The sequence below is a fragment of the Trinickia sp. Z7 genome (assembly GCF_056498045.1).
Genome location: NZ_JAUEQW010000009.1, coordinates 103,443 through 123,148, shown reverse-complemented (window position 1 = coordinate 123,148; position 19,706 = coordinate 103,443). Strand labels below are relative to the sequence as shown.

The 19,706-nt window shown below is 57.8% G+C and carries 17 protein-coding genes; 11 read left to right on the top strand and 6 right to left on the bottom strand.

From position 1 onward, the window contains the following. Window positions 1–66: 66 nt before the first annotated feature. The 7 genes from QQS38_RS16875 to QQS38_RS16845 all read left to right on the top strand — a co-directional run bounded on the left by QQS38_RS16875 (window position 67) and on the right by QQS38_RS16845 (window position 6,797). The gene (locus QQS38_RS16875) at window positions 67–678 is read left to right on the top strand and encodes a glutathione S-transferase N-terminal domain-containing protein (RefSeq protein ID WP_006052302.1); all 612 of its coding nucleotides are present in this window, start codon (window positions 67–69) and stop codon (window positions 676–678) included. A gap of 76 nt (window positions 679–754) precedes the next feature. Then, on the top strand, window positions 755–1,264 hold the full coding sequence (locus tag QQS38_RS16870; protein ID WP_479646519.1) for a ClpXP protease specificity-enhancing factor: 510 nt from the start codon (window positions 755–757) through the stop codon (window positions 1,262–1,264). 170 nt (window positions 1,265–1,434) lie between these two features. Further along, window positions 1,435–1,734 carry a hypothetical protein gene (locus QQS38_RS16865; protein WP_479646518.1) on the top strand — a complete coding sequence of 100 codons (300 nt, stop codon included), beginning with the start codon at window positions 1,435–1,437 and terminating at the stop codon, window positions 1,732–1,734. A 9-nt stretch (window positions 1,735–1,743) separates the two neighbouring features. Continuing rightward, a complete protein-coding gene (locus QQS38_RS16860; RefSeq protein ID WP_479646517.1) occupies window positions 1,744–2,940 on the top strand; it encodes a tyrosine-type recombinase/integrase in 1,197 nt (398 codons plus the stop codon). Beyond that, window positions 2,937–4,439: a tyrosine-type recombinase/integrase gene (locus tag QQS38_RS16855; protein ID WP_479646516.1), complete on the top strand. Its 1,503-nt coding sequence runs from the start codon at window positions 2,937–2,939 to the stop codon at window positions 4,437–4,439. The genes QQS38_RS16860 and QQS38_RS16855 overlap by 4 nt, the downstream gene beginning before the upstream one ends. Next, entirely contained in the window at window positions 4,432–6,330 is a 1,899-nt protein-coding gene (locus QQS38_RS16850; RefSeq protein WP_479646515.1) for a hypothetical protein, read from the top strand. The genes QQS38_RS16855 and QQS38_RS16850 overlap by 8 nt, the downstream gene beginning before the upstream one ends. After that, window positions 6,327–6,797, top strand: coding sequence for a hypothetical protein (locus QQS38_RS16845; protein ID WP_479646514.1), 471 nt, complete (start codon window positions 6,327–6,329; stop codon window positions 6,795–6,797). The genes QQS38_RS16850 and QQS38_RS16845 overlap by 4 nt, the downstream gene beginning before the upstream one ends. A 124-nt stretch (window positions 6,798–6,921) precedes the next feature. Here QQS38_RS16845 and drt4 read toward each other — a convergent pair whose 3' ends face one another. The 5 genes from drt4 to QQS38_RS16820 form a co-directional block, all read right to left on the bottom strand. Further along, entirely contained in the window at window positions 6,922–8,571 is a 1,650-nt protein-coding gene (drt4, locus tag QQS38_RS16840) for an antiviral reverse transcriptase Drt4 (protein ID WP_479646513.1), read from the bottom strand. 109 nt (window positions 8,572–8,680) lie between these two features. Continuing rightward, window positions 8,681–9,460: a hypothetical protein gene (locus tag QQS38_RS16835; protein ID WP_479646512.1), complete on the bottom strand. Its 780-nt coding sequence runs from the start codon at window positions 9,458–9,460 to the stop codon at window positions 8,681–8,683. 86 nt (window positions 9,461–9,546) lie between these two features. Continuing rightward, window positions 9,547–10,956: a UvrD-helicase domain-containing protein gene (locus tag QQS38_RS16830; protein WP_479646511.1), complete on the bottom strand. Its 1,410-nt coding sequence runs from the start codon at window positions 10,954–10,956 to the stop codon at window positions 9,547–9,549. Next, window positions 10,949–12,655, bottom strand: a complete 1,707-nt coding sequence (locus tag QQS38_RS16825) for an ATP-dependent nuclease (protein WP_479646510.1) — start codon at window positions 12,653–12,655, stop codon at window positions 10,949–10,951. The genes QQS38_RS16830 and QQS38_RS16825 overlap by 8 nt, the downstream gene beginning before the upstream one ends. Before the next feature lie 465 nt (window positions 12,656–13,120). After that, the gene (locus QQS38_RS16820) at window positions 13,121–13,594 is read right to left on the bottom strand and encodes a helix-turn-helix domain-containing protein (protein WP_479646509.1); all 474 of its coding nucleotides are present in this window, start codon (window positions 13,592–13,594) and stop codon (window positions 13,121–13,123) included. Window positions 13,595–14,577: 983 nt separating this feature from the next. Here QQS38_RS16820 and QQS38_RS16815 point away from each other — a divergent pair. The 3 genes from QQS38_RS16815 (at window position 14,578) to QQS38_RS16805 (ending at window position 16,336) form a co-directional block, all read left to right on the top strand. Continuing rightward, window positions 14,578–15,084 carry a DUF6088 family protein gene (locus QQS38_RS16815; protein ID WP_479646508.1) on the top strand — a complete coding sequence of 169 codons (507 nt, stop codon included), beginning with the start codon at window positions 14,578–14,580 and terminating at the stop codon, window positions 15,082–15,084. Between the two features lie 464 nt (window positions 15,085–15,548). Next, complete coding sequence (locus QQS38_RS16810; RefSeq protein WP_479646507.1) at window positions 15,549–15,788, top strand: hypothetical protein; 240 nt, start codon at window positions 15,549–15,551, stop codon at window positions 15,786–15,788. Continuing rightward, a complete protein-coding gene (locus tag QQS38_RS16805) occupies window positions 15,782–16,336 on the top strand; it encodes an HAD domain-containing protein (RefSeq protein ID WP_479646506.1) in 555 nt (184 codons plus the stop codon). Before QQS38_RS16810 ends, QQS38_RS16805 begins: the two co-directional genes overlap by 7 nt. Before the next feature lie 1,637 nt (window positions 16,337–17,973). On the opposite strand, the gene QQS38_RS16800 is transcribed toward QQS38_RS16805, so the two are convergent. Continuing rightward, entirely contained in the window at window positions 17,974–18,960 is a 987-nt protein-coding gene (locus QQS38_RS16800) for a DUF4189 domain-containing protein (protein ID WP_479646505.1), read from the bottom strand. A 156-nt stretch (window positions 18,961–19,116) separates the two neighbouring features. On the opposite strand from QQS38_RS16800, the gene QQS38_RS16795 reads away from it, so the two are divergent. Continuing rightward, on the top strand, window positions 19,117–19,464 hold the full coding sequence (locus QQS38_RS16795; protein ID WP_479646504.1) for a helix-turn-helix domain-containing protein: 348 nt from the start codon (window positions 19,117–19,119) through the stop codon (window positions 19,462–19,464). The last annotated feature ends 242 nt before the right edge of the window (window positions 19,465–19,706 follow it).

Here is a 19,706-nt window from a genome sequence, read left to right as displayed (position 1 = left end):
AGGGCTCGCTCTCTGAGCGAGCCCTTTGGCGTGCCGGCCCTTCAGCTTTTTGAGGAAACTTTAGACATGATGGTTTTGTATTCCGGCACAACTTGCCCCTTTTCCCAGCGTTGCCGGCTGGTACTGTTCGAAAAGGGCATGGACTTCGAGATCCGCGACGTCGACCTGTTCAACAAGCCGGAAGACATCGCCGTGATGAATCCGTACGGCCAGGTACCGATTCTCGTCGAGCGCGACTTGATTTTGTACGAATCGAACATCATCAACGAGTACATCGACGAACGCTTTCCGCATCCGCAGTTGATGCCGGCCGATCCGGTGCAGCGTGCGCGTGCGCGCTTGTTCCTGCTGAACTTCGAAAAGGAGTTGTTCGTTCACGTCGGCACGCTCGAGAACGAGAAGGGCAAGGCGGCGGAGAAGAATCACGAGAAGGCGCGTCTTGCGATTCGTGACCGGCTGACCCAGCTCGCGCCGATCTTCTTGAAGAACAAGTACATGCTCGGCGAAGAGTTTTCGATGCTGGACGTGGCTATTGCGCCCTTGCTGTGGCGCTTGGACCATTACGGTATCGAGCTGTCGAAAAACGCTGCGCCGCTGATGAAGTACGCCGAGCGTATTTTCAGCCGCCCGGCTTACATCGAGGCGCTGACGCCCTCCGAAAAGGTGATGCGCCGGTAAATCGGGTTCGGGTGCGTGCCCCGCCTCGCCGTGTGCATGAGCGGGAGGCGCGCCGGACTTTGTAAGAGGACAGTTGATGCAAGAGATTTCGACTAAGCCTTATTTGCTGCGTGCGTTGTACGAGTGGTGCACGGACAACGGTTACACGCCGCACATCGCGGTACGCGTGGACAACCAGACGCGCGTGCCGCGTCAGTTCGTGCACAACGACGAGATCGTGCTGAACATCAGCTTCGAGGCGACGAGCCAGCTGCAAATGGGCAACGAGTGGATCGAGTTCAGCGCGCGGTTCTCGGGCAAGGTGCACAAGATCGAAGTGCAGGTGGCGAATGTGCTGGCGATCTATGCGCGCGAGAACGGGCAAGGAATGGCGTTCCCCGTCGAGCCCGCGACGGGCGCGGCGCTGAGCGGCGCGCCGGTGGCGCATAGTGAAGTGGAGGATGTGCGGGTGTTGGAATCCGAAGCTTCGCCGCAGAGCGGGGAAGGTGCGCCGGGGGCGACGAGCGACGAAGGCAAGCCTTCGCGCCCGGATGACGACGGCGGCAAAGGCGGCGGCGGGAAGGGCCACCTCAAGGTTGTGAAATGAAGTAGAATCGCGAACTCACGCCGGCTTAGCTCATCTGGTAGAGCAGTTGATTTTACTGTGTACCTAATGAGGCTGTTGCGTTTGTTCTCCCCCTGGCAGTACGATTCCCCTGGGTTTGCTTTTGAGCCTATCTTTGATAGGCGAGTAGCAAGGAGGGGGCCGGGGGGAGGATGAAGCCTGTGGATAAGTCCCTGCTCTCGCATTGGCGGGAGCTGCCAGCGGTCGATGTGCTCACCGCAGTCGCCGACCACGCGAAGCGCGACGTTACCTACGTCGCGCTCAAATCTCCCCTATCCAGCCGTTGGCATGCCCGTTATGGCAGCCATGAATTCGAACTTCTTCTGACTGGTCCCAAATTCTGGGATACCCGCGTGCAGAAAGGCGGTGGCGGCGCTGTTGACCTTGTCATGCACCTTGCGCGCGTCGACTTTGCGGGGGCCGTACACATCCTTCAAGGCTTTGGCCTGTAGGTGCCGGCGATGAGTGTCCTCCGAACCGGCGCGAATCCCCCGTACGTTCTTTCCTCCCCAATTTCCTACGGCCGCCCCCGCTTTTGGTCGACGGTGTGGTCACTCAGTTCGGCCGGGAAGGCTTGGAAGGAAAATACGCACAAGACGCAGCTTCGGCATCTGGACCGGTTTTACCGGCACTGCGACACTAAGTTCGGCCCCGACTCGCTGGATGAAGCTCTGGGGGCGAACGACGCAAGCCGCGTCTACGAGATGTCCGCCGACCTCTACGTCGATTTGACTAGCAACGCCGATTACACAACTGCTGACGTCCAATGCTGGGACGTGGTACGCAAGTTCGTACTTCATTTCGCTCGACACTGGGCTGTGGGTAGTGATGCGTGGGGCTACGTCATTGGTGCACTCAATGGAACGGGGCATATTCGGGCACCGACGCGAGGCCGTATTGCGTTCGCTCGAGCGCTGCCGGATGTCACTCTCAACGAACTGCTCGCCGTCGCTGAACCGGGGGCTGCGCGCAATCCATCCGTGAGTGCGTCAGTTCGGACACGAAATTGGTTGATTGTTCTGCTGCTGTTGCTCTGCGGGCTTCGTCGTGGCGAATCGCTGTTGCTGACAGTGGATTCATTGAAGCACGGCGTTGATTCAGCGTCCGGCGAAAGCGTCTACTGGCTCGATGTCACCACGACGGATGACGACGAGGAAGAAGACGAGCGGTCGTCCCGACCGAGCATAAAAACCGACGAGTCGCATCGGCAAGTTCGCATATCGGAAGAACTTGCCGCGTTGTTCGAAACGTACGTGGCTGAGTATCGCTCGCACAGCGACTCCCATCGCTTCCTGCTCACTGCCAAGAACGGCAACCCACTTTCTGCGGAATCGGTCAACAAGCTGTTGGCCAGGCTATCGGCGGCAATCTCGCCGGAGGCGATGAAGAGGTTTCGGGAACGAACGGGCGGCAAGCTGCGCATCTCGCCTCATGACCTTCGTCACACTTGCGCAACCGTCAGATATGACCTGTTCCTGAAATCCGCCGACTTCAATCGAGACTTGGCAATGCAGCGAATGCGGGCTTTTTTCGGATGGGCACTGGAGTCCGACATGCCCGACTTATACGCGCGCGCAGCGATTCAGGATGACCTGCTCCGGTCCTGGAATGACCTCTTCGACCGACGCATCGTCGCACTGCGAAAGGGGCAATCATGAACCGCCGGGAGCAGGTTGAAGTTCGCACGCCGAACGCTAATGGTCGAGGTGGAAGCGTTCTTGACTGGCCGTGGCCACCATCCCCGGGTGTGTTCAAAGTCTATGACAAGTATGCCGATGTCGCGTCTGACTTGGTGTTCGGTGAGAGGGTCTGGAAGATGTCTGTCCAGGGCAAGATAGAGGTCTACGAGTTTGCAGCTGAGACTGTTGGGCTGCTTCAGCAAAAATTGGTCTCCCTTACGCAAGCTGATTGCGCTCCTTCGTCAATCCATAAGTTCACCCGTTCGCTCTTATTGAACTGGTCGACGTATGTCCAGCTTCTCGAGGACGGCCCAGAAAGCATCGAGGACCACTGGGACGAGCAAGTTCGCGACATTGATACCGTTAGGGCAGCTAAAGCGATTCTCCACCTCGCCTGTTCCGCCTCTCTGGGCCCGTGGAGGGAGGTCCACAGGAATCTAATCAAAGGATTGAATAGCCGCTCGACTGCATCATGGCTAGCTCAGCGTGGCGCTCGCCGGCGGCGAGAAAAGCTGATTGACCTCAATCGGCAAACGCAGCTCGTCAAAGTTCTCGACGCCGGCGCTTCTGAAGATGAACTGGATGAGTGGGAAGCTGAGGGTTTGGCCGCTTTGGCATTGACGTTCCAACACGGTATGCGGCCTGTGCAGCTCCTGTCTCTGCTGGTCGAACACATCAACGTGTTCAAGGATGCCAGCGGAGATTGGGTTTGTATTGTGTCGTTCCACACAGGAAAGCAACGGGATGCACGCACCGACGACGGTGAAATTCTTCGTCAGCTTAAGCCAGAGTGGGTGAGGCCGGTCATCGCACTTCTTGAATGCGCCAAGCGAGAAAAGCGGGCCCGGCTATTTTCCCGAAGCACAGGGGACCAGTTATGGGCGAAGGTTAAGCGCGTCTGTGCCAACTCAGGCTTTAAGGTCGATTTTACTGCGGTCAACCTGCGGCACACGTCCGCACAGGCACTTGCAGATGCGGGACATAGCCGAAGTAGCCTCCAGCGGTTTCTCGGACACACCAAAGCGAATTCTGCGACCTTTTATATCCGGGCGAGCCGTCACCAGGGCAATCTGTTGAACGCCGCTCTAGGTGCGTCGAAGCTCTACGACGGACTGCTGTCATTGGCTGCGGGCGACTTCATCACCGTCGAAGATTTGCGCAGCGTACATGAAGATGAACAGATTGGCGCCGTGGTTGGGGACCGGCTTGTTAGCGGCATTGGTCGGTGCCGAACAAAACAGACAGCCTGCAATTATGACCCCGTATTCTCGTGTTACGGCTGCTTCAAATACGTGCCCGCGCTGGACCCTACTGCGCACATGGAAGCGATTGCCGGCATGAGGGAGCAAGTCATGGTCTTCATGAAACGAGGCGGACAAGAGTCCAGCCCTGCCTACCTTCAAATGATGAAGTCCTTGGCGGGGGCACAACAAGCCCTGCACGAGTCAACCCGCATTCTGCGAGAGGCGCATGGCTAAGCGCGAACCTGGTGCCTCATACGGCACGCAGCAACCTAGAGCCTACGAAGCGTTCATTGCGCGCTCGCGGCGATTTGTCGAGTCGAAAGGGCTATCGTGGGACATACCTGTCAATGAGGACGGGAGTGTCGATGAGAACGTCGATTGGGACCTGCGCGTCCTAACCGACAGTCATGCGCGTAATGCCGCGCGCACCAACGGGTTTGCAGTTAAGGACAGCATCCGCGATTGCGCCATTGCTGCCGGCTGGCCGGCGGCGCTCCTCCCTACCGGTTCGGTTTTGGCTTATGAAGTACAGGAGTTCCTGAAAGCCGTACTTGCGCAGCGATGCAAAGAAGGAATCGTGCCAAGGTCGGTTAGAAACGAAGCGCTTGTCTACCGCAAATTCTTCTCGGTGACGACAAAGGCGCCGTGGGAGCTGAGCACGGAGGACTTCGACCGTTTCATCGGATTGGTCAAAAACACCAAAACTGGCTTCATCTTGAGTGTTCTTGCAACCCTCATAAACGAGAAGATGTTATCACTTCACGTCCCGCTGGAGCCCGGCTTCCGAACAGAGTTCGTGGCTATGCTTGGCACGGTTCTGGATGAGCGTACTGATGCGGATAAATTGCCGGACCCGGATGCGCTGCACGAGCTTACGCGCATCGTTTTTAGCGAGAGCCCCGAAGGTCACAACGACCGGCTTCGTTTCTCTGTTATTCGCCTGCTGCTCTTCACCGGTTTGAGACTAAACGAAATCCTGATGCTTCCGCTTGACTGCCTCACGTGGGAATCGCACGTAGACGTCGTGACCGGGCTGCCTGCTGGCGAGGTCGGAGGAACCAGTCGTACGCTTCAGCTGCGGTACTTCGGATTGAAACGTGAAGAGGGGCGCCCCGACCTGCTCGTCGAAGACCATCAATGGGTCCCGGAAAAATTCCACAGTGTCATCGCCGAAGCCGTAAAAATCGTACAAGAGGCGACCGCATCGTTGCGCGCGGTGTTACGTCGAAATCTTGATGGCGTCCGACAATTTAAGACTTCCGCAGGGCGAGAGCTGTCGACGGCTGACCTTCTGTTTATCACTATGGTTGCGAACAGGGGCGAGTTGCCCGCAGTTATCCCTGAAGATGCCACCATCGAAACGCTGAGTGAAAGCGGCGTCTACTCCTTCATGGGGTGGGTGCCCGAAGGAAGGACCAACATCTTCGTGCGGTACGGTAAAACATCCAATTGCCGTTCCATGGCGGTTAATCCGCACTCCCTCCGGCATTTGATGAATACCGAGTTCTTTCGACTCAACATACCGGATACCATCATTACGCAGCACTTCGGGCGGCAAACGGTTGCACAGAGCTATGAGTATGACCATCGCAGCCTTGCCGAGCGGTTGTCTTTCGTCCGGCTTCCGCCCAGTGCGGTCAAGATGATTGTGCCCGGCACTCCTCAGGAGGTAGTCGCGAAGATGGTTGTCGGAGGCTTCGCTTCCAACAGCCACATCGCGCAATCGTTCAAGAAGATTCAGGCGGAGCATGGCGACGATGCCGCATTCGAGTACCTGGTCACGAATTCGGACGGCTTTCACATCACCCCTTATGGGTTCTGTACAACCAGCTTTTCGCTAAATCCATGTGCGCGACATTTGAAGTGCTTTCACAGGTGCAAGCAGTTTGTCGCCAGCGGTCTCAGAGAGCACACGCTGTCGCTCGAGCAACTAAGGTCGAAGCTTGTGGTTATGAAAAGAGTCGCCTCCGCAAAACCTCCAAATTCGATTGGTCGTAAAAATCAGATTGAACACGCCGAGCAACTTCTAGCCGGTGTCGATGCGGCCTTGAAGGCGAAACCTGGCGACGTTGTGTTCGAAAATGGACACGACCACTCGGAACAAGCAAGGGACCTGTTCGCATGAAGCCCCGACTCGACGAACGTAACGCTGAACTGGCGACGATACTGGACGCGCTGTTGGCTGAGGACGTAACTATCACCGCACGGGAGGTGGCCAGACGGCATCCGACGCTTCGTAATGCCTCGGCATTCACTCGCGATGTCGCGAGAATGATTCTCATCGAGCAAGCACAGTCTCGACAAGTTCAGCTCAGGACAACTCTCAACCCCCATGCGTTGCGAGCGTCGTCGCTGAGCGACCAGTTGCACGAGAAAGGTGTGCGCATCGATGCACTTGAGAATCAAGTCAAGACGCTAATCACGTCTCACGCCGCATGCATACGGGCCGTTATGGCAGCCGGAGGCATGGCTGCGCTCCAGCGGTACTGGAAGGAATACAAGGCTATTGGTGAAGCTTTGCGTGACCTGAGCGCGTTCCCAGATAGCGCAGAGGTAGTAGAGCTTCGGGACAAAAAACGCAAGCAACGTTGATGCAACTATGGGCTGTCAGGGCAAGCCTCGTCGCTCCGGACATTGCTACCCCCGTGGCTCAATGGAATCGCCCGACGCCGCAAAGTCGACCGGCTTGTCCCGCAAATCGCCAACATGAGGACTATCATTCTCGGAGCGGGTCCTGCGCGCGCGCGGCAATTTGATGATTCCTCTCCGCGACCCATGCCGGCAACGTTAGTACCTGTTCGTTTTCTTCTCGGAACGGGTTGTCGACATATTGGCAATACTCCTCCGCATCAGTTTTATTCGCATCATTCGGGATAAAATTCACTTTCTGTTCGCGCAAGATATCGAAGCTCAATTCTTCATCGGGCCGTTGGATGGTGTCATGATAATAGAGCTGATAGAGAAGTAGCCACTGTTGGTCTCGGTCATGATATCCGGAATTTAGCGTCTCCCTCGCAAACTGAATAACAGCGTCATCTGCCTGATGAAGCTCAAAGAGTAATGCGTTCGCCACACAATCCTTCGATGCTACGACGCTTGCTATCGCTTCTGGACTAAGCTGGATGTTTGCACCTTTGGCTAGATGTAGTGGCCACGCCATGCCATCCGAGCGACGATGTTTGGCATTCTCAACAATAATGGCGCTCATGTGCGCGCTGTATGGAACAAGTAGCTCTCGTTCGTCCTGTACCAGGACTTCCAGATAAGGCAGCAACGCGGGGTAATACCAACTCAAGTTCACGAGGTAGCTCGCTACGCTGAAGAGCGTGCTGTCGTCGAGATGTGGAAGCAGCGAACCAACTGCATACTTGAGGACGCTGCCGTCCCGGGTTTCCTTGTTTAGGCGTGTCGCGAAGTCAAGGTATTGAATGGCGTCAGGGGTGAACATGCGACTGGAACCATCTTCGGCGCGCGCAACTCTGCTATTCAATTCTGAGCCGAGTGCAACGACCCACGGTTCTACGAGTGGCTCTGGAAGCGAGACGATGGTCGTTTTCTGCAAATTCAACCGCAGCCTGTACGCGGCAAGCTCGGTTCCGAGAGTTGTCAAAAATTCATTTGCTTTCTCGTAAGTTTCACAATAGCCAATGTAATCGTCGATGTAGCGACGAAAAACAAAGCCAGATTGGCGTAGCTTTTCATCGACGCGACCGAGGATTAGCTCGACGAGAACGCTCGAAGTGCCTGGTCCAATAGCCAAGCCCACCGTTTCTCCCCGCCTCGCGGCCATCTGGAAGCTGTCGAGTTCATTGCTCCAATGCTGAGCGCCGTTGTCCCGCACTCGAGCCTTCTCGCGTTCGAATCCGACGGTCGCCCACGGAATCGAGTGAGAGTATATGCTGTGAAAACAGCTGGCGATGTCGGTTTCCACGCGGAATCGCTTCGCGAAGCTTGTCTCAAGCGCAGTCGCCGTACGTGTTTGCGCGTCCTCGTAATTCATGATGAACATGCGACCGTCCTGGTGCTGCTCAGGCTTGATGGCGCTGTTCTCACTCTCTGTGAGCGGCCCAAGCTCGTCCCAGTGTTCCCACATTTTGCTCGCCAATCGAGCATACGGGCGAGGGTGAATTAGGGCGAGTTCGCGTGGAACGTTGTTATGGCGCGTCATCCAATACGAGACGTCGTCGTAGCGGATACCACGCCGGCCTCTGGGCTCATCGTAGGAGGCCACCAGCGCCGCTACTTCTGGGGTGAATTGCCGTGTTGACACGCTTGGAGGAAGCTCCCCGACCGGCGCTTTCTGGTTCGGGAAATAATTCCACCGGGTGAGACTTTCATAGATGTGGCGGTGCTGGATGATGGGCATGTGCTACTCAAACACGGCTGTTATGGGAATTCGGGCGAACGCTTGGCTAAACGAGACTACACGAGAGCTGGGGGCGAAAACGTCGGTGGCCGAAATGTGGTAGCAGATGCTACGCCGCTTGCGGTTCTTTCTTTTTCTTTTTGCGTGATGGTGCCGACGGCAGCTTCTTGTACAGCGCGTCGGCAAACTCGCTCTTGAGAGAGAAGACGTCGAGCAGCAGAGGTGTGCCTCCTGCGCGCTCACAGATGGCTCGTGCGAGGCGCTGCTGCGTCCTGTACATCGATTCGGTTGCAACGTTACCCATGCTGAAGCTCTTGCCAACGCTGATGCCGCTAAATGCCGCGCTGATGACCGCCAAGCTTTTGCGGTCCAGCGGGATATGCCCGAATTCGAAGCAATGCCGAGCGAGCTCTGGATGCTGCGTTTTGTGGACGCGCACGTAGCGCACAAAGAGGTCGACCATCTTGTACCGGTGCGCAATGCTCAGCTCTGGATTTACGGGAATGAACTCGACGCCTTCGCGACTCTCAAGCTTTATATTGTTTGCCGTGACGCGCTTCCTCCAGTAAGCGACAAGTGTGCCGGTAAGGTAGCGATGCCACTCTTCGAATCCTTCCCTGGTGCCCAATCCTGCGACCAGTCCCGGGCTGTCTGTGGCGTGGAGCAGTTGGCTCCTGGCCCATGCGTTGTAGATTTCGATGGGACCGTCTCCACCTCGAAAGCCGGTGGACATCGCACGCGCTGTTGAGCTGTCAAGGCCCAGGGTGGACTTCTCCTTCTCCGTGGTCCACTTATCCAGAGCTTTAGGCTGATAGGCGGTATACGCCTGCAGCACTTGCTCATCGAGATAGGTATTCAGGTCAAACAGTAGGTCGTGGCTTGTATGCATGGGATTTGTCAAAACAAGTCTTCGTTGTGGCCAACATCTCGCGAAAGGTTGAAAATTTGTTCGGTGCAAAGGCTTCGAGAAACCGTTTAGGTGCTGAAGACCTCGCTCGGCGCCAAAACGAGAACTGAGCTTGTTCCTCGAGTGAGAGCCACGTACCAATGTTGGCGATTCTCACAAGCATCCGGCGTAATGACGACATGGTCGAACTCAAGGCCCTTGAGCAGCAAGGTACTGCCTACAGACCTATTGCGTAAGGTTCGCCCTTTCTCACGACGAGCGTTGGCAACTTGGAATGCGGCGTCGTCGAGTTGCAGCGTTGGGTTTTCCGCACAGAGTTGCAGTGCCGATTTGACCGAGTACATCAGTTCTGGGCGTGCCATTTTTACACCGTTCTCGCTTTCAACGCACCGGACGGCATCGAGAACGTTTGTCAGCGAATCGCTCTGGGCAACTGTGCTCAAGGCGAGCTCCGCTGGCGTCGTGGGCGTTCGGACTCGGTGCGGGTTTGCCAGCAATGATTCGACGCGCTTCCTTTTGCTTGAAGCCTCAACTCCGATGTAGGCTGTCCCCAAGAGGTCGAGCACGGCGTTGACTCGGCCGATACCGGTTTGTGTTCTGAGGCCCTCGTAAAAGCTGCGCTCGGTCTTGCCTCCGACGGGCTCGACCGTAGTTGCCCGGATGGCCTTCGCGAGGTCCGCGCGCCGAATTTCATCGACACTCGAATGAATAACCGCGAGCGTCTCTCCCTCCGGTGGCCGAGTCGAGCACGCGCCTGCGAGCTCCTTGGCAGAGAGCTTCGCGGCATAAGGCCGCCATTGTAGGCAACTCGGTGCATCGCGGAAGTCGAAGATGCCGGCTTCGAAATTCGCTCGATGACCAATGAGCCATAAACCAAGAGTCGCATTTCCGGCATGAATCCACCTTTGGGGTGTACTCAGTACGCCGGCATGAGGGAAGGCGGCCAGAGTGACCGAATGCCAGTCGGCAAGCATGCCGGGGCGAAAGCCGAAAATCGCTTGTAGCGGGTCGCCAAAAACGTAGCATGGCAGATGACGCGAAAGCGCGCGCACAAGTCCATGGTGTGCGACGGTGCAGTCTTGGTACTCGTCCACAAGAACGCCGACATACGACGCGTCGAGGATGCTTTGCACGGCGCCGCTATCGACCAACGTTGTGGCCGCGACCATGACAGCATCCCATTCGCGCGACGAAGCCGACCAATCGAGAGCCAAGCCCGACCCTTTGGGGAAGGCACGCGCCCATCGATGCGCCCATGCGGACAACGTTTCGACTTGTGCCTTGTCCGCGGGTACCTCGTGCTTGACGAGCCGGCGCCGAATGGCATCGACGCCCGCGACTGTGTGCGTGAGGATGAGCCACCGCCCCGGGGCAGCGCCGGCTAAGAGCGCAATTTGCTCGGTCTTGCCAGTGCCCGCTGGCGCCTCAATCGCTCCGGCACGGGACTGGAGCATCTGCTGGACGGCTTGTTCAAGCATTGCCGTAGAGCCAGCCGAAAATACGTGATAGCTCGAAGCCGAAATGACCAATCCCTAGCGCGCCAGGTGCGGCCAGGAGCGTCGCTCCGATGTGGAAGCAAAGGTCAAAGTTCGTCTTAATCCACTGAGACTTATGCGCTATGTGACCAATCGAGCGTAACTTCGCAGTATCTTCGAGGCATGTGAACAGTTGTTCAAGAGACTCAAATTTTGCTGTCAGAGGGCCGGCCAACTCGCCTAACACCCGACGCTCATCGATTTCCTTGGCAATCACCGTTAGCAGCCTTTTGCGAAGGTCAAGAGGGGTTCCAATGAAAAGCTCCTGTTCGGTGCACCGGCCGTCTCCCCATTCAAAGTGAGGAATTCCGGCAGCGCTGAGGGATGCCGAATACGCGGGGCTCAAGGGATTATCACTGTCCGTCAGGAGCGCGGTCCGATAACCCAACTTAGCGAAGTGGATGGCAGCTCCGGGCGCAGACGAGCCGCCGCCGTCAATGACGGTGACGTTGAGCCGCTGAAACTGATTCTCGGTACCTTCCGCGTATCCCTTGAGAAGCGCGACTTCGGTCTGGCCCTCGCAGACAAGCACGGACTTTGTGAGCAACGCTTCGCCTAGGTCTCGAACGTAGCGCTTTGCTTCGAGGGGCGGTGTCGAGGTTGCCGCGGAAGCCTTCACCTCAACCTTTCCCGTGGCATCCCGGCGACAGACGAAGACCTCACCGAACCGCACTTCGCGCAGCACACTGGTCGAGTGCGTGGTCAGGAACACTTGACCGCTTGCTTCGACCCGCTTGCGCAGATGGCTCACGAGCAGAGAGATGCGATGCGGCTCAAGGCCGTATTCAATTTCGTCTACAAGCAGGAATTCGCGCTGTGCCGACTCGGCGCTCTGCAAGGCTGCAACTGAGAGGCGTGCGGAACCCGTCCCCATGCAGCGAAACGGAACGTTGCCATCATGTAAGGCAACCCCGCTTGCGTTCATCGAGAAGCTTGTATGGTCGAGGTTCGCCGTCAGCGCGTTACGGACCTGAACGCCCAAACCTTTGATATCAGGCGCGACAGTTTCGATGATGTCACTGAACGTTGCCGCACTTTGGGTGGCAAAGGTGTCACGCGCGGAGCGCAACAGCTCGTTCAATTGCGCAGGCAGTCTCTCCGGATGCGCTCCGACGCGCTGCAATGCGGAGCCGCGGCCCCATGAGAGATGCCGGTCCGCGTAGGCGCCGAGGCGTGCTGGCGCCATCTCCTTGCGGTCAGCGAAGCGAACTCGCCTGGTCTTGTCGTTAGTCGTGCCGCCAACATAGATTGACCATGTGGGCTCGAGCGTATCATCGACGTCGAGTTGCAGCACAAGGGCGGGTGCGAAGCCCTCGTTCTCAGCAGGCTCCGATTTCCATTCGAGCCTTACGTCGTTCCAGCCGCAGGAATACAAGCCGTAGCGGTCCTCGCGCAAGTACTCAGTCGGCAACCCAGCGATGCAGGCGACAACCCTGATGGCGTTTGTTGGATTCGCGTCGTAAAAGTCGAGGTCATCGAAGGTGGCGTTCTGCCTTTCTGCGAGCAGAAGGTCGATAGCGTCGAGAATCGTCGTTTTGCAGCTGTCGCCCGGGCCAATCAAACAGTTGACGCCCTGATTCGGTTGCCAGGACAGTTCTCGAATACCACGAAAGTTTTTGACCCAAAGCGCTACGATGTGCATGGCGGTCCCCTGGCGTATGCCTGTATTCGCGCGGAGGCATGTCTGATTCGTGTTGCAACTCGGTGTGGTGCTTCGGCGCTGCTAATGTAGCAGAAGCCAAGGCGGGGAGTTTGCAACGTCTGATAGCAATCAGGCAACGCTGACGGGGCGCCGGGCGCGCGGCGGCAATTACCCAGGCAAATTCCGCGGACCGGAAGCTCGTGGGCCTCAGTGATACACCGGTGACTAAAACGATTGCGCTACAAAGCGCATGAAAGCCATTGACCCGCAGATTTTCACGTATCTAGACGCTTACGAGCTCGCCGAACTTCTCGGCCTGTCAGTCCGCACAATCATTATGCGAGCAAGACGTCGCCCTTGGCTCCTGCCACCGCGCGCTGAACTCTACGACCGCGAACTTCTTCGCTGGCGGCGGGATATCGTCCATCGCTGGCTGAGCGGTGCGTAAACGCCAGTCTCTCGGGCCTAAAGCAGCTCGACAGGATGGATTCCGAACGCTGCTGCCAGCTTCTCAAGCGTCGCAAGCTTCAAGGGCGTGCCCCGTCCGTGCGGCGCTTCAACCCGCGAGATGAAATTGCGGTCAACTCCAGCTAGCTCCCCTAGCTGTTTCTGCGAAAGGCCCGCTTTCTCCCGCAATTGCTTGACCTTGGCGCCAACCGCGGCGCTCGAGACGTCCCCCGTCGGAGGCTGCCGCTGGATTTCGTCCTTTCCGGAGAAACTCATCAAAACACGAACATCGATGCCCAGCGCGCTCGCGAGTGCCTCGGCACGTTCTAACGTCAGGTTGCCGAATGTTCGTTCCAGACGGCTGATGACCGTTCGGTCGGCGCCGATGTAACTACCGAGCTCCTCCTGCGACATTCCCAGTCCAACGCGATACTTCCGCAAGTTGGTTGCGAAACGCTCTGGCAAGGTCGATGGCTCACTGGATTTTTTCATGTCGCCATTTTCATGACGACAACGCAGATGTCTACAGCACACAAATGTTCGACACTTGGCGTGTAGACATTTACATGTACAACGTAAACGCCTACACTTCACCCTATCGGTTTTAGGGCGGGCGGCGAGAGCTCGCACGGCGTCCAATCGAGGCGGCTTTTGACTTTAGATAATCGCGCGGGCAGCCTCTGGAAGCTGCTTCGCGACCGGCCTTTCTCGCGAGCTCATTTGCTAGGCGGAGGCAACCGTCATGTGCGTCTCCGCGCTTTAGCTAGCGTCGGCATGTGCGGTTTACTCGGGGCACTGGGCCGCCGGCCAGATATCGTCGAGTTGGTGAGTGCGCTCTCTACGTTGCGCATGCGTGCGCTTTAGGTAGCCGGTGTGCGCGAATTCCACGAATGGCGGTCAATTCGACGCACAGTAAACAGGGAGCAGTCGTGACGTCGTTTTATGCAGTAGACCATGCAACGTTCAGGCAGGACGAGGACATCACCATCGCGGTTTGCGTCGGCCGTTTCGGTTCCGGCCTGCGATGGACGCAGGAGCTGTACACCCGCTGCGTACAGCACAGTAAGGCCCCAGACATTTGGGCGGACGCGTACCACGCTTTACATCGAAATGAGAGCGCTCAACTCGTTTCGGACGACGTTCCCGTGACAGCAACCAGGCCGGCGTCGACTAAACGGCGGGACCGTGTAGCCCATGTGACGTGCTTCGTGGAGCGGGAGCGAGCGGCGGTGCAAAATGCATCTGCTCGGTTCACTGTATCTGTTGACTCGGTAGGTCGTGTACGCGGGGAGGCTGTTGCCACCGGCCAGCGCGCGGTAAAAATCGCGCGCTTGCGCGTGGACCCGTTTCATTCTGCTTCGGAAATTGGCCTAGCGGTGCTGCTCCATCTGGCTAGCCGGGACTACCAACCCGCAGTCGCAGACATCATGCGCCGTATGCGGCGGCAAGACCCACTGTGACCCGTCGCTCTTTTGATGTTGCTCGCGTTCTTCAGAATGCCGGACGACGCAGTAATGGTGAGGCTTGCTTACCGGCAGGCGTGTGTGCCGGCGATTGACGACATGATGAAGCTGGAGACCCGTGTTGTGCATTCCATCCGCCGACGTGCGGGCGTCGTCATTCTTCGCTCGGACCTCTCGCGACTGGGAAGCCAGTCGCAACTGACACGTGTGCTAACCAAGCTGGTCGCGGCCGGGCAACTGGTACGAGTAGGCCATGGCATATATGCCAAAACCCGCATAAACCGATTTACAGGTCGCCCCGCACCGGCAGCAACGTTCGAATCCATAGCTGCAGAAGCATTCAGAAGACTCGGCATCTCCGTAGGTCCAGGAGCGCTAACCCGCGAGTACAACGCCGGTCGTTCGACGCAGATACCGATGGTGGCAGTCGTGACTACTGGCCGACGACGTATCACTCGGCGGATTCAAGTTGGCAGCAGGCGAGTCGTGTATGAGCGCCTTGGTAAGGACATGCTGTGAGGCGAATCTACAGACGCGAAGGCGGGCGATGAGTAAGGCTCCTGGCTGGTCCCCAGACCCCCCGTTGCTGCAGACCGACGTCGCCGTGTATCTGGGGGACTGCACAGGCGAGACCTTGCTCGTAGTGTGCGATGGCACTTCGGTCGAATCGCGCGGGTCAACGTGGCATCGCGCGTTACTGGCCCTTGCCTGCCCAACGCCACGTGGCCCATATCCGGTGGCCAAGCACTTCACTGTTTATGTTCACGAGACTTCCTACCATGCAACCACGGGCCTTCGCGCGGTGGTCACCTTTCGAGTCGACGTTCGCTGCGAGGGCCGGTTGGCATACGCCAGCGTGCGAAGCGCTCAATCCAGTGCCGACCTTCCGCCAATCCCGTATGTAATTGGCGACGATGTGGTGACCACTGCCCGACGCGTGTTCGAGACTACATCATGGCCTTGATGTTGTGGACGGGGCATAGATGAAGCACAACGACCCGCGTGCGAAACACGCGTTGCATCGCGCGATACGAAAGGCGCTCAGGAACGCAGAACTCGGCACGGCGGCGCTCGTGGAAATCGAGGGGATGCCCGATGAGGTCCTCGGTGCCCTTTTCAAGCAACGCATCCGGTTGTTTCAGATGGAAGCCCGCAAACGCCCCCGCGCGTCGAAATCGCATCTCGTCGCCACAGTCCACACCGCCTTGAAGAAGAAATGCTGACCGGAATCATAGAGTCCACCTTCTCCGTACCACTCCCACAACACATGGGCGGGCGCGTCCTCATGCTCGACTACGACGGGGTTTTACATCCCGACTCCGTTTATTTAATCCACAAACGCGGCCCCACTCTAGTGAATGCCCCGGGTCACCGTCTGTTTGAAAACTGCGGCCTGCTCGACGAGGTACTCGCACCTTACCCGCAGTTGCGCATTGTCCTGTCGACAAGCTGGGTGCGCCGGTATCGCGGGAGCGTTCGGCGCGTGGCGCGCAGGCTGACGCCAAGCCTGCAGGCAAGAGTGATTGGTGCCACGTACCACTCGAGGATGGACCCCGACGAGTTTGCGCAGGCGCCGAGGGGCATGCAGGTATGGAGCGACGTGCTGCGTCGAAAGCCGACAACATGGCTAGCACTGGATGACGACTATTTGCACTGGCCGACCTGGTGCCGTGACAACCTTGTGCGCACACACCCAATCTTCGGCATCGCCGAGCCGGGCGTCCTTGCGGAACTTAAAGCAAAGCTGGAAAGGGCTTTTGGAGGCAAATGATGCTGAGAGTAACTGTGGAGCTGTGGCCCGGTGGCCGAGAAAGCGCGAAGCGGGCGATTGCGACTGCAGACATAGGTCGAATACGTGATGGCGCCTTTGCTGATTATCGAGTGCGTCTCGAGGAGCAATCGCTCGATGGCGTCGGTGACGAAACCGTCGTGGCCGACTACCCACGATGGTCGGCGAGCGTGTGGGACCTTGTTGCCAGGTGCATTGCTGCCGCGCTAAATGAGGGGCGAGAGGAACTGCCGCCGCGACCGATGCTACCGATGGCACCCATGCACGAACGAGACGGGCGACGCTACGTTCGCTTGCGCGAAATACCCGAGCCTGCCCGGACCTTTTTCCGCCGACGCATTGCAAACAGTAGCTGCCCGTTTGCTGAGGACGACGATGAGCTCAGGGGCTGCGCGTATGCTGAGGACTGGGAAGATTTCCTGCGCGGAAGGCTGTAGTGGCCTGCTTCTCAAGACTTCTCACCGGTTTTGAGAACTCTTTCGGGTGCCCAAGTCCTGAACGTACTGTACGTTTTGCGAAAAGTGAAGTCCTGCGAAAGGCTTGTCACGCAAGGTATCGTCGCAATCATGGTGCTACAGGCGAAGCCCCGCTCATTGAAGAATACGTTGATGCAGTCGGACGAGTCGCTCCACTGGGCCGATATACTTGAGTCCCGTTGCGGTTATGACAAGCTCGCGTCAGCGAGCTAGTTCGATAAACCAACGCCGACGGGGACCCCCGGCGAAAGTCCATGCACGAAGTGGCCGCTCCAAGAACAGCAACGCAGGATGGGCATGCGCTACAACAATCCACACCTCTGCCACGTCACAGTCGAGCCTCCTTCACCGCTGGCACCCTGGTCCCAGCAACTTGTGAAGAGGAAGTATGCGTTAGACGCATGGCTTTCCAAATCAGGCAAGTCGGATGACGTAAGCGAGTTCGTGACATGCTTTCCCCGTGGGTGGGAGCCGACATGGACGACTATTTCGCCCTGGACGTTCATTCGCGCCGTTCTTCCTTTTTTCGACGTTGCCGAAAAAGAACACCGAGGCAACGGGAAAGAAAGAGGTGTCCTATGGGTGGAACCTGCTGTAGTAGTCGGGGAAAGCGGGAGATGGCGGGCTTCGGGCCTCAACGACGAGGAGCGAAAGCGGACGCTAGAGTGCTGCGAGCGACAAGTCGCCCAGTTCCTCGAGACAGGAGAATGGTCGTCTAGGGTCGGTGGAACGCGAGTTACGGACCCGCACCCTCGATGCCTGCATGTCGAACCTCTCGGCTTGTACCTCGCTAACGAAGGAAAGAATCGCGTCGCCTTGTATCAAGAATTGGGGTTGCCCATGCCGACCGATGCCTGGTCGAACGGTTACATTGCGCCGCAGAGGATGGCTCTAGTCCAGGCGAGCGACGGTTGGGCTGTGCAGCTCGACGAGGGCGAGACCCGTGCGGTTCGCTACTGCGCGGACATCATTGTCCCAATGTTGATGGCGTACGGAGTCGGCACCGTTAGGCCCCGGCAACCCGAAGTACCGGAAAGTAGCATGTGCCGTCGAGTGCTGCAGATACTCACCGGTACACGATAGGTGGAGGGGCGGCAACAGACGAAAGTCGGCCCCCCATTTGTGCACATCAGGGCTGACTAATTAAAGGCTTCCCATCCCAAACGCATTGCCTCGCGAATCCGTACCGCCACATCCGCCGAGACGCATCGGGTCGTTCATCGGCAAGGCCGTTGCCGGATTTAGACATGCCGTGTATCTGACGGTCTTGCCGTTCTCATACTTGCGAATGCAGTCCGCGTTGTGGCAAGTGTCGGAATAGCGAACGACGGTGTCAGCATCGGTGGGACCGGTAACGACCTTATGCTGTCGCTCAATGCGTGCTTGCACCGTGGCGAAGGAACTCGGTGCAGCAACAGGGCCCGGATTGAAAACAACGTTGGTACTGCCGCACGGCTTGCCGCCGTTCTTCCGCTCGCATGCCGTCCGTGCCGCAGCGAGTGCTGCGTCTTTCGTACTGTCCGTAGCCCACCCTGAGGCCATTGCACTCTCAGCTATAGCAATCCACGTCGGGTTACTTTCCACGGTCCTGATTTCACACGTCTCGGCTTTTTCCGCTCTTTTTCTGCAGCCTTGAAGAGCTCCGGACTTTGCCGCAGTCGCTGACTCATCACCGTACTCGACAAATGCGCCACCATTGCCCATAGAAATTGCATACCATCGGTCGCCCTCGTCCCACGACACAAGGTCTGGCTTGCAGGCTCGCTTGAAATTCGCTTTGCAGTCCTTCATCGCGCGTTCGACCGCGGCCAGCGGGTCACGGCTGGTGGATACACTGATTCCGCCATCTGCGCGAGCAATGACCAGTGCGACGGGGCCGGCAACCGGCTTGCCGACCAGATGGCATCCATTGGAGTCCTTGCGACACCACGCCAGCGCGTTGTCAGCTGCCTCCTCCGAGGAGGCAGCATTGCTCTCCACAAACGCCTGCCCGTCGTCGCCATAAGCGGTGGTAATCCAGGCATTCGCATGAACAGAGAGCGAGCAAAGCAAGCCTGCAGCCAGGAGCCGCCAACCCGCGCGCAACGCTGACGACAACAGTGGTGCGGTGAGATATCCTCGTCGATTCATAGTTTCCCCGTAGATGCAGTGACGCCACGCGGCCAGCCGGCGATGTCGATGCGAAGTGTGATATGCGTCATTTGTCTTATCACAACATTTTATGTCGTTAACTTTAACGTCGGTGGACACCACGCTACATGTTGTTTAACGACAAAATGCGTGGTTATGACGCGGCGACCGGCTGGAATAGGCGAGCGGATTGGAAAATCGATTGCCAGGGAGCGGACAGCGCGCGGCCTGACGCAAGAGCAGCTCGCTGAAATCATTGGTGTCGAGCAGGAGACCGTGAGCCGCATCGAACGCGGTGCAACCCTACCGCCGCTGATGCGGCTGATTCAGCTCGCCGATTATTTCGAGGTTCCGCTCGAGGCTTTGCTGCGGACGAGCTCCACTCGCGTTGCGGACGAAGCGTCCGACATCGCATCTATGTTGTCGAAGCTTGACAGTCAGAATCGGGACTTCGTGCGCCGGTGGGTCGCAGAGATGTGCGAGAAACTCGCGAAACGGAAATGAATTCCACGCTCACGTAACGGAGGGCGCGCGGGCGCAGAGCCGGGAAAAGTGGCCCTCGCAAGATAACGCCTGCAAACCGAAGCACCGCTTACTTGAGTCGTGCAAGCGGTGCGTAAGACGTTTCAAGAGGTCGACGAATTTCGCCTAGGCCGGTGTCAGCGGATGTACAAGCGGACACTGGCGCAACCTTCGACCGGATGGGCACCGGGATTTCCTCGGCATCCCCGTGTTGGTTAGGTAGA

What these genes read in the sequence shown, in the direction of transcription:
- QQS38_RS16875 (WP_006052302.1), top strand. Translation starts at nt 67, where the DNA reads ATGATGGTTTTGTATTCCGGCACAACTTGCCCCTTTTCCCAGCGTTGC.
- QQS38_RS16870 (WP_479646519.1), top strand. Translation starts at nt 755, where the DNA reads ATGCAAGAGATTTCGACTAAGCCTTATTTGCTGCGTGCGTTGTACGAG.
- QQS38_RS16865 (WP_479646518.1), top strand. Translation starts at nt 1,435, where the DNA reads ATGAAGCCTGTGGATAAGTCCCTGCTCTCGCATTGGCGGGAGCTGCCA.
- QQS38_RS16860 (WP_479646517.1), top strand. Translation starts at nt 1,744, where the DNA reads ATGAGTGTCCTCCGAACCGGCGCGAATCCCCCGTACGTTCTTTCCTCC.
- QQS38_RS16855 (WP_479646516.1), top strand. Translation starts at nt 2,937, where the DNA reads ATGAACCGCCGGGAGCAGGTTGAAGTTCGCACGCCGAACGCTAATGGT.
- QQS38_RS16850 (WP_479646515.1), top strand. Translation starts at nt 4,432, where the DNA reads ATGGCTAAGCGCGAACCTGGTGCCTCATACGGCACGCAGCAACCTAGA.
- QQS38_RS16845 (WP_479646514.1), top strand. Translation starts at nt 6,327, where the DNA reads ATGAAGCCCCGACTCGACGAACGTAACGCTGAACTGGCGACGATACTG.
- drt4 (WP_479646513.1), bottom strand. Translation starts at nt 8,571, where the DNA reads ATGCCCATCATCCAGCACCGCCACATCTATGAAAGTCTCACCCGGTGG.
- QQS38_RS16835 (WP_479646512.1), bottom strand. Translation starts at nt 9,460, where the DNA reads ATGCATACAAGCCACGACCTACTGTTTGACCTGAATACCTATCTCGAT.
- QQS38_RS16830 (WP_479646511.1), bottom strand. Translation starts at nt 10,956, where the DNA reads ATGCTTGAACAAGCCGTCCAGCAGATGCTCCAGTCCCGTGCCGGAGCG.
- QQS38_RS16825 (WP_479646510.1), bottom strand. Translation starts at nt 12,655, where the DNA reads ATGCACATCGTAGCGCTTTGGGTCAAAAACTTTCGTGGTATTCGAGAA.
- QQS38_RS16820 (WP_479646509.1), bottom strand. Translation starts at nt 13,594, where the DNA reads ATGAAAAAATCCAGTGAGCCATCGACCTTGCCAGAGCGTTTCGCAACC.
- QQS38_RS16815 (WP_479646508.1), top strand. Translation starts at nt 14,578, where the DNA reads ATGTTGCTCGCGTTCTTCAGAATGCCGGACGACGCAGTAATGGTGAGG.
- QQS38_RS16810 (WP_479646507.1), top strand. Translation starts at nt 15,549, where the DNA reads ATGAAGCACAACGACCCGCGTGCGAAACACGCGTTGCATCGCGCGATA.
- QQS38_RS16805 (WP_479646506.1), top strand. Translation starts at nt 15,782, where the DNA reads ATGCTGACCGGAATCATAGAGTCCACCTTCTCCGTACCACTCCCACAA.
- QQS38_RS16800 (WP_479646505.1), bottom strand. Translation starts at nt 18,960, where the DNA reads ATGAATCGACGAGGATATCTCACCGCACCACTGTTGTCGTCAGCGTTG.
- QQS38_RS16795 (WP_479646504.1), top strand. Translation starts at nt 19,117, where the DNA reads ATGACGCGGCGACCGGCTGGAATAGGCGAGCGGATTGGAAAATCGATT.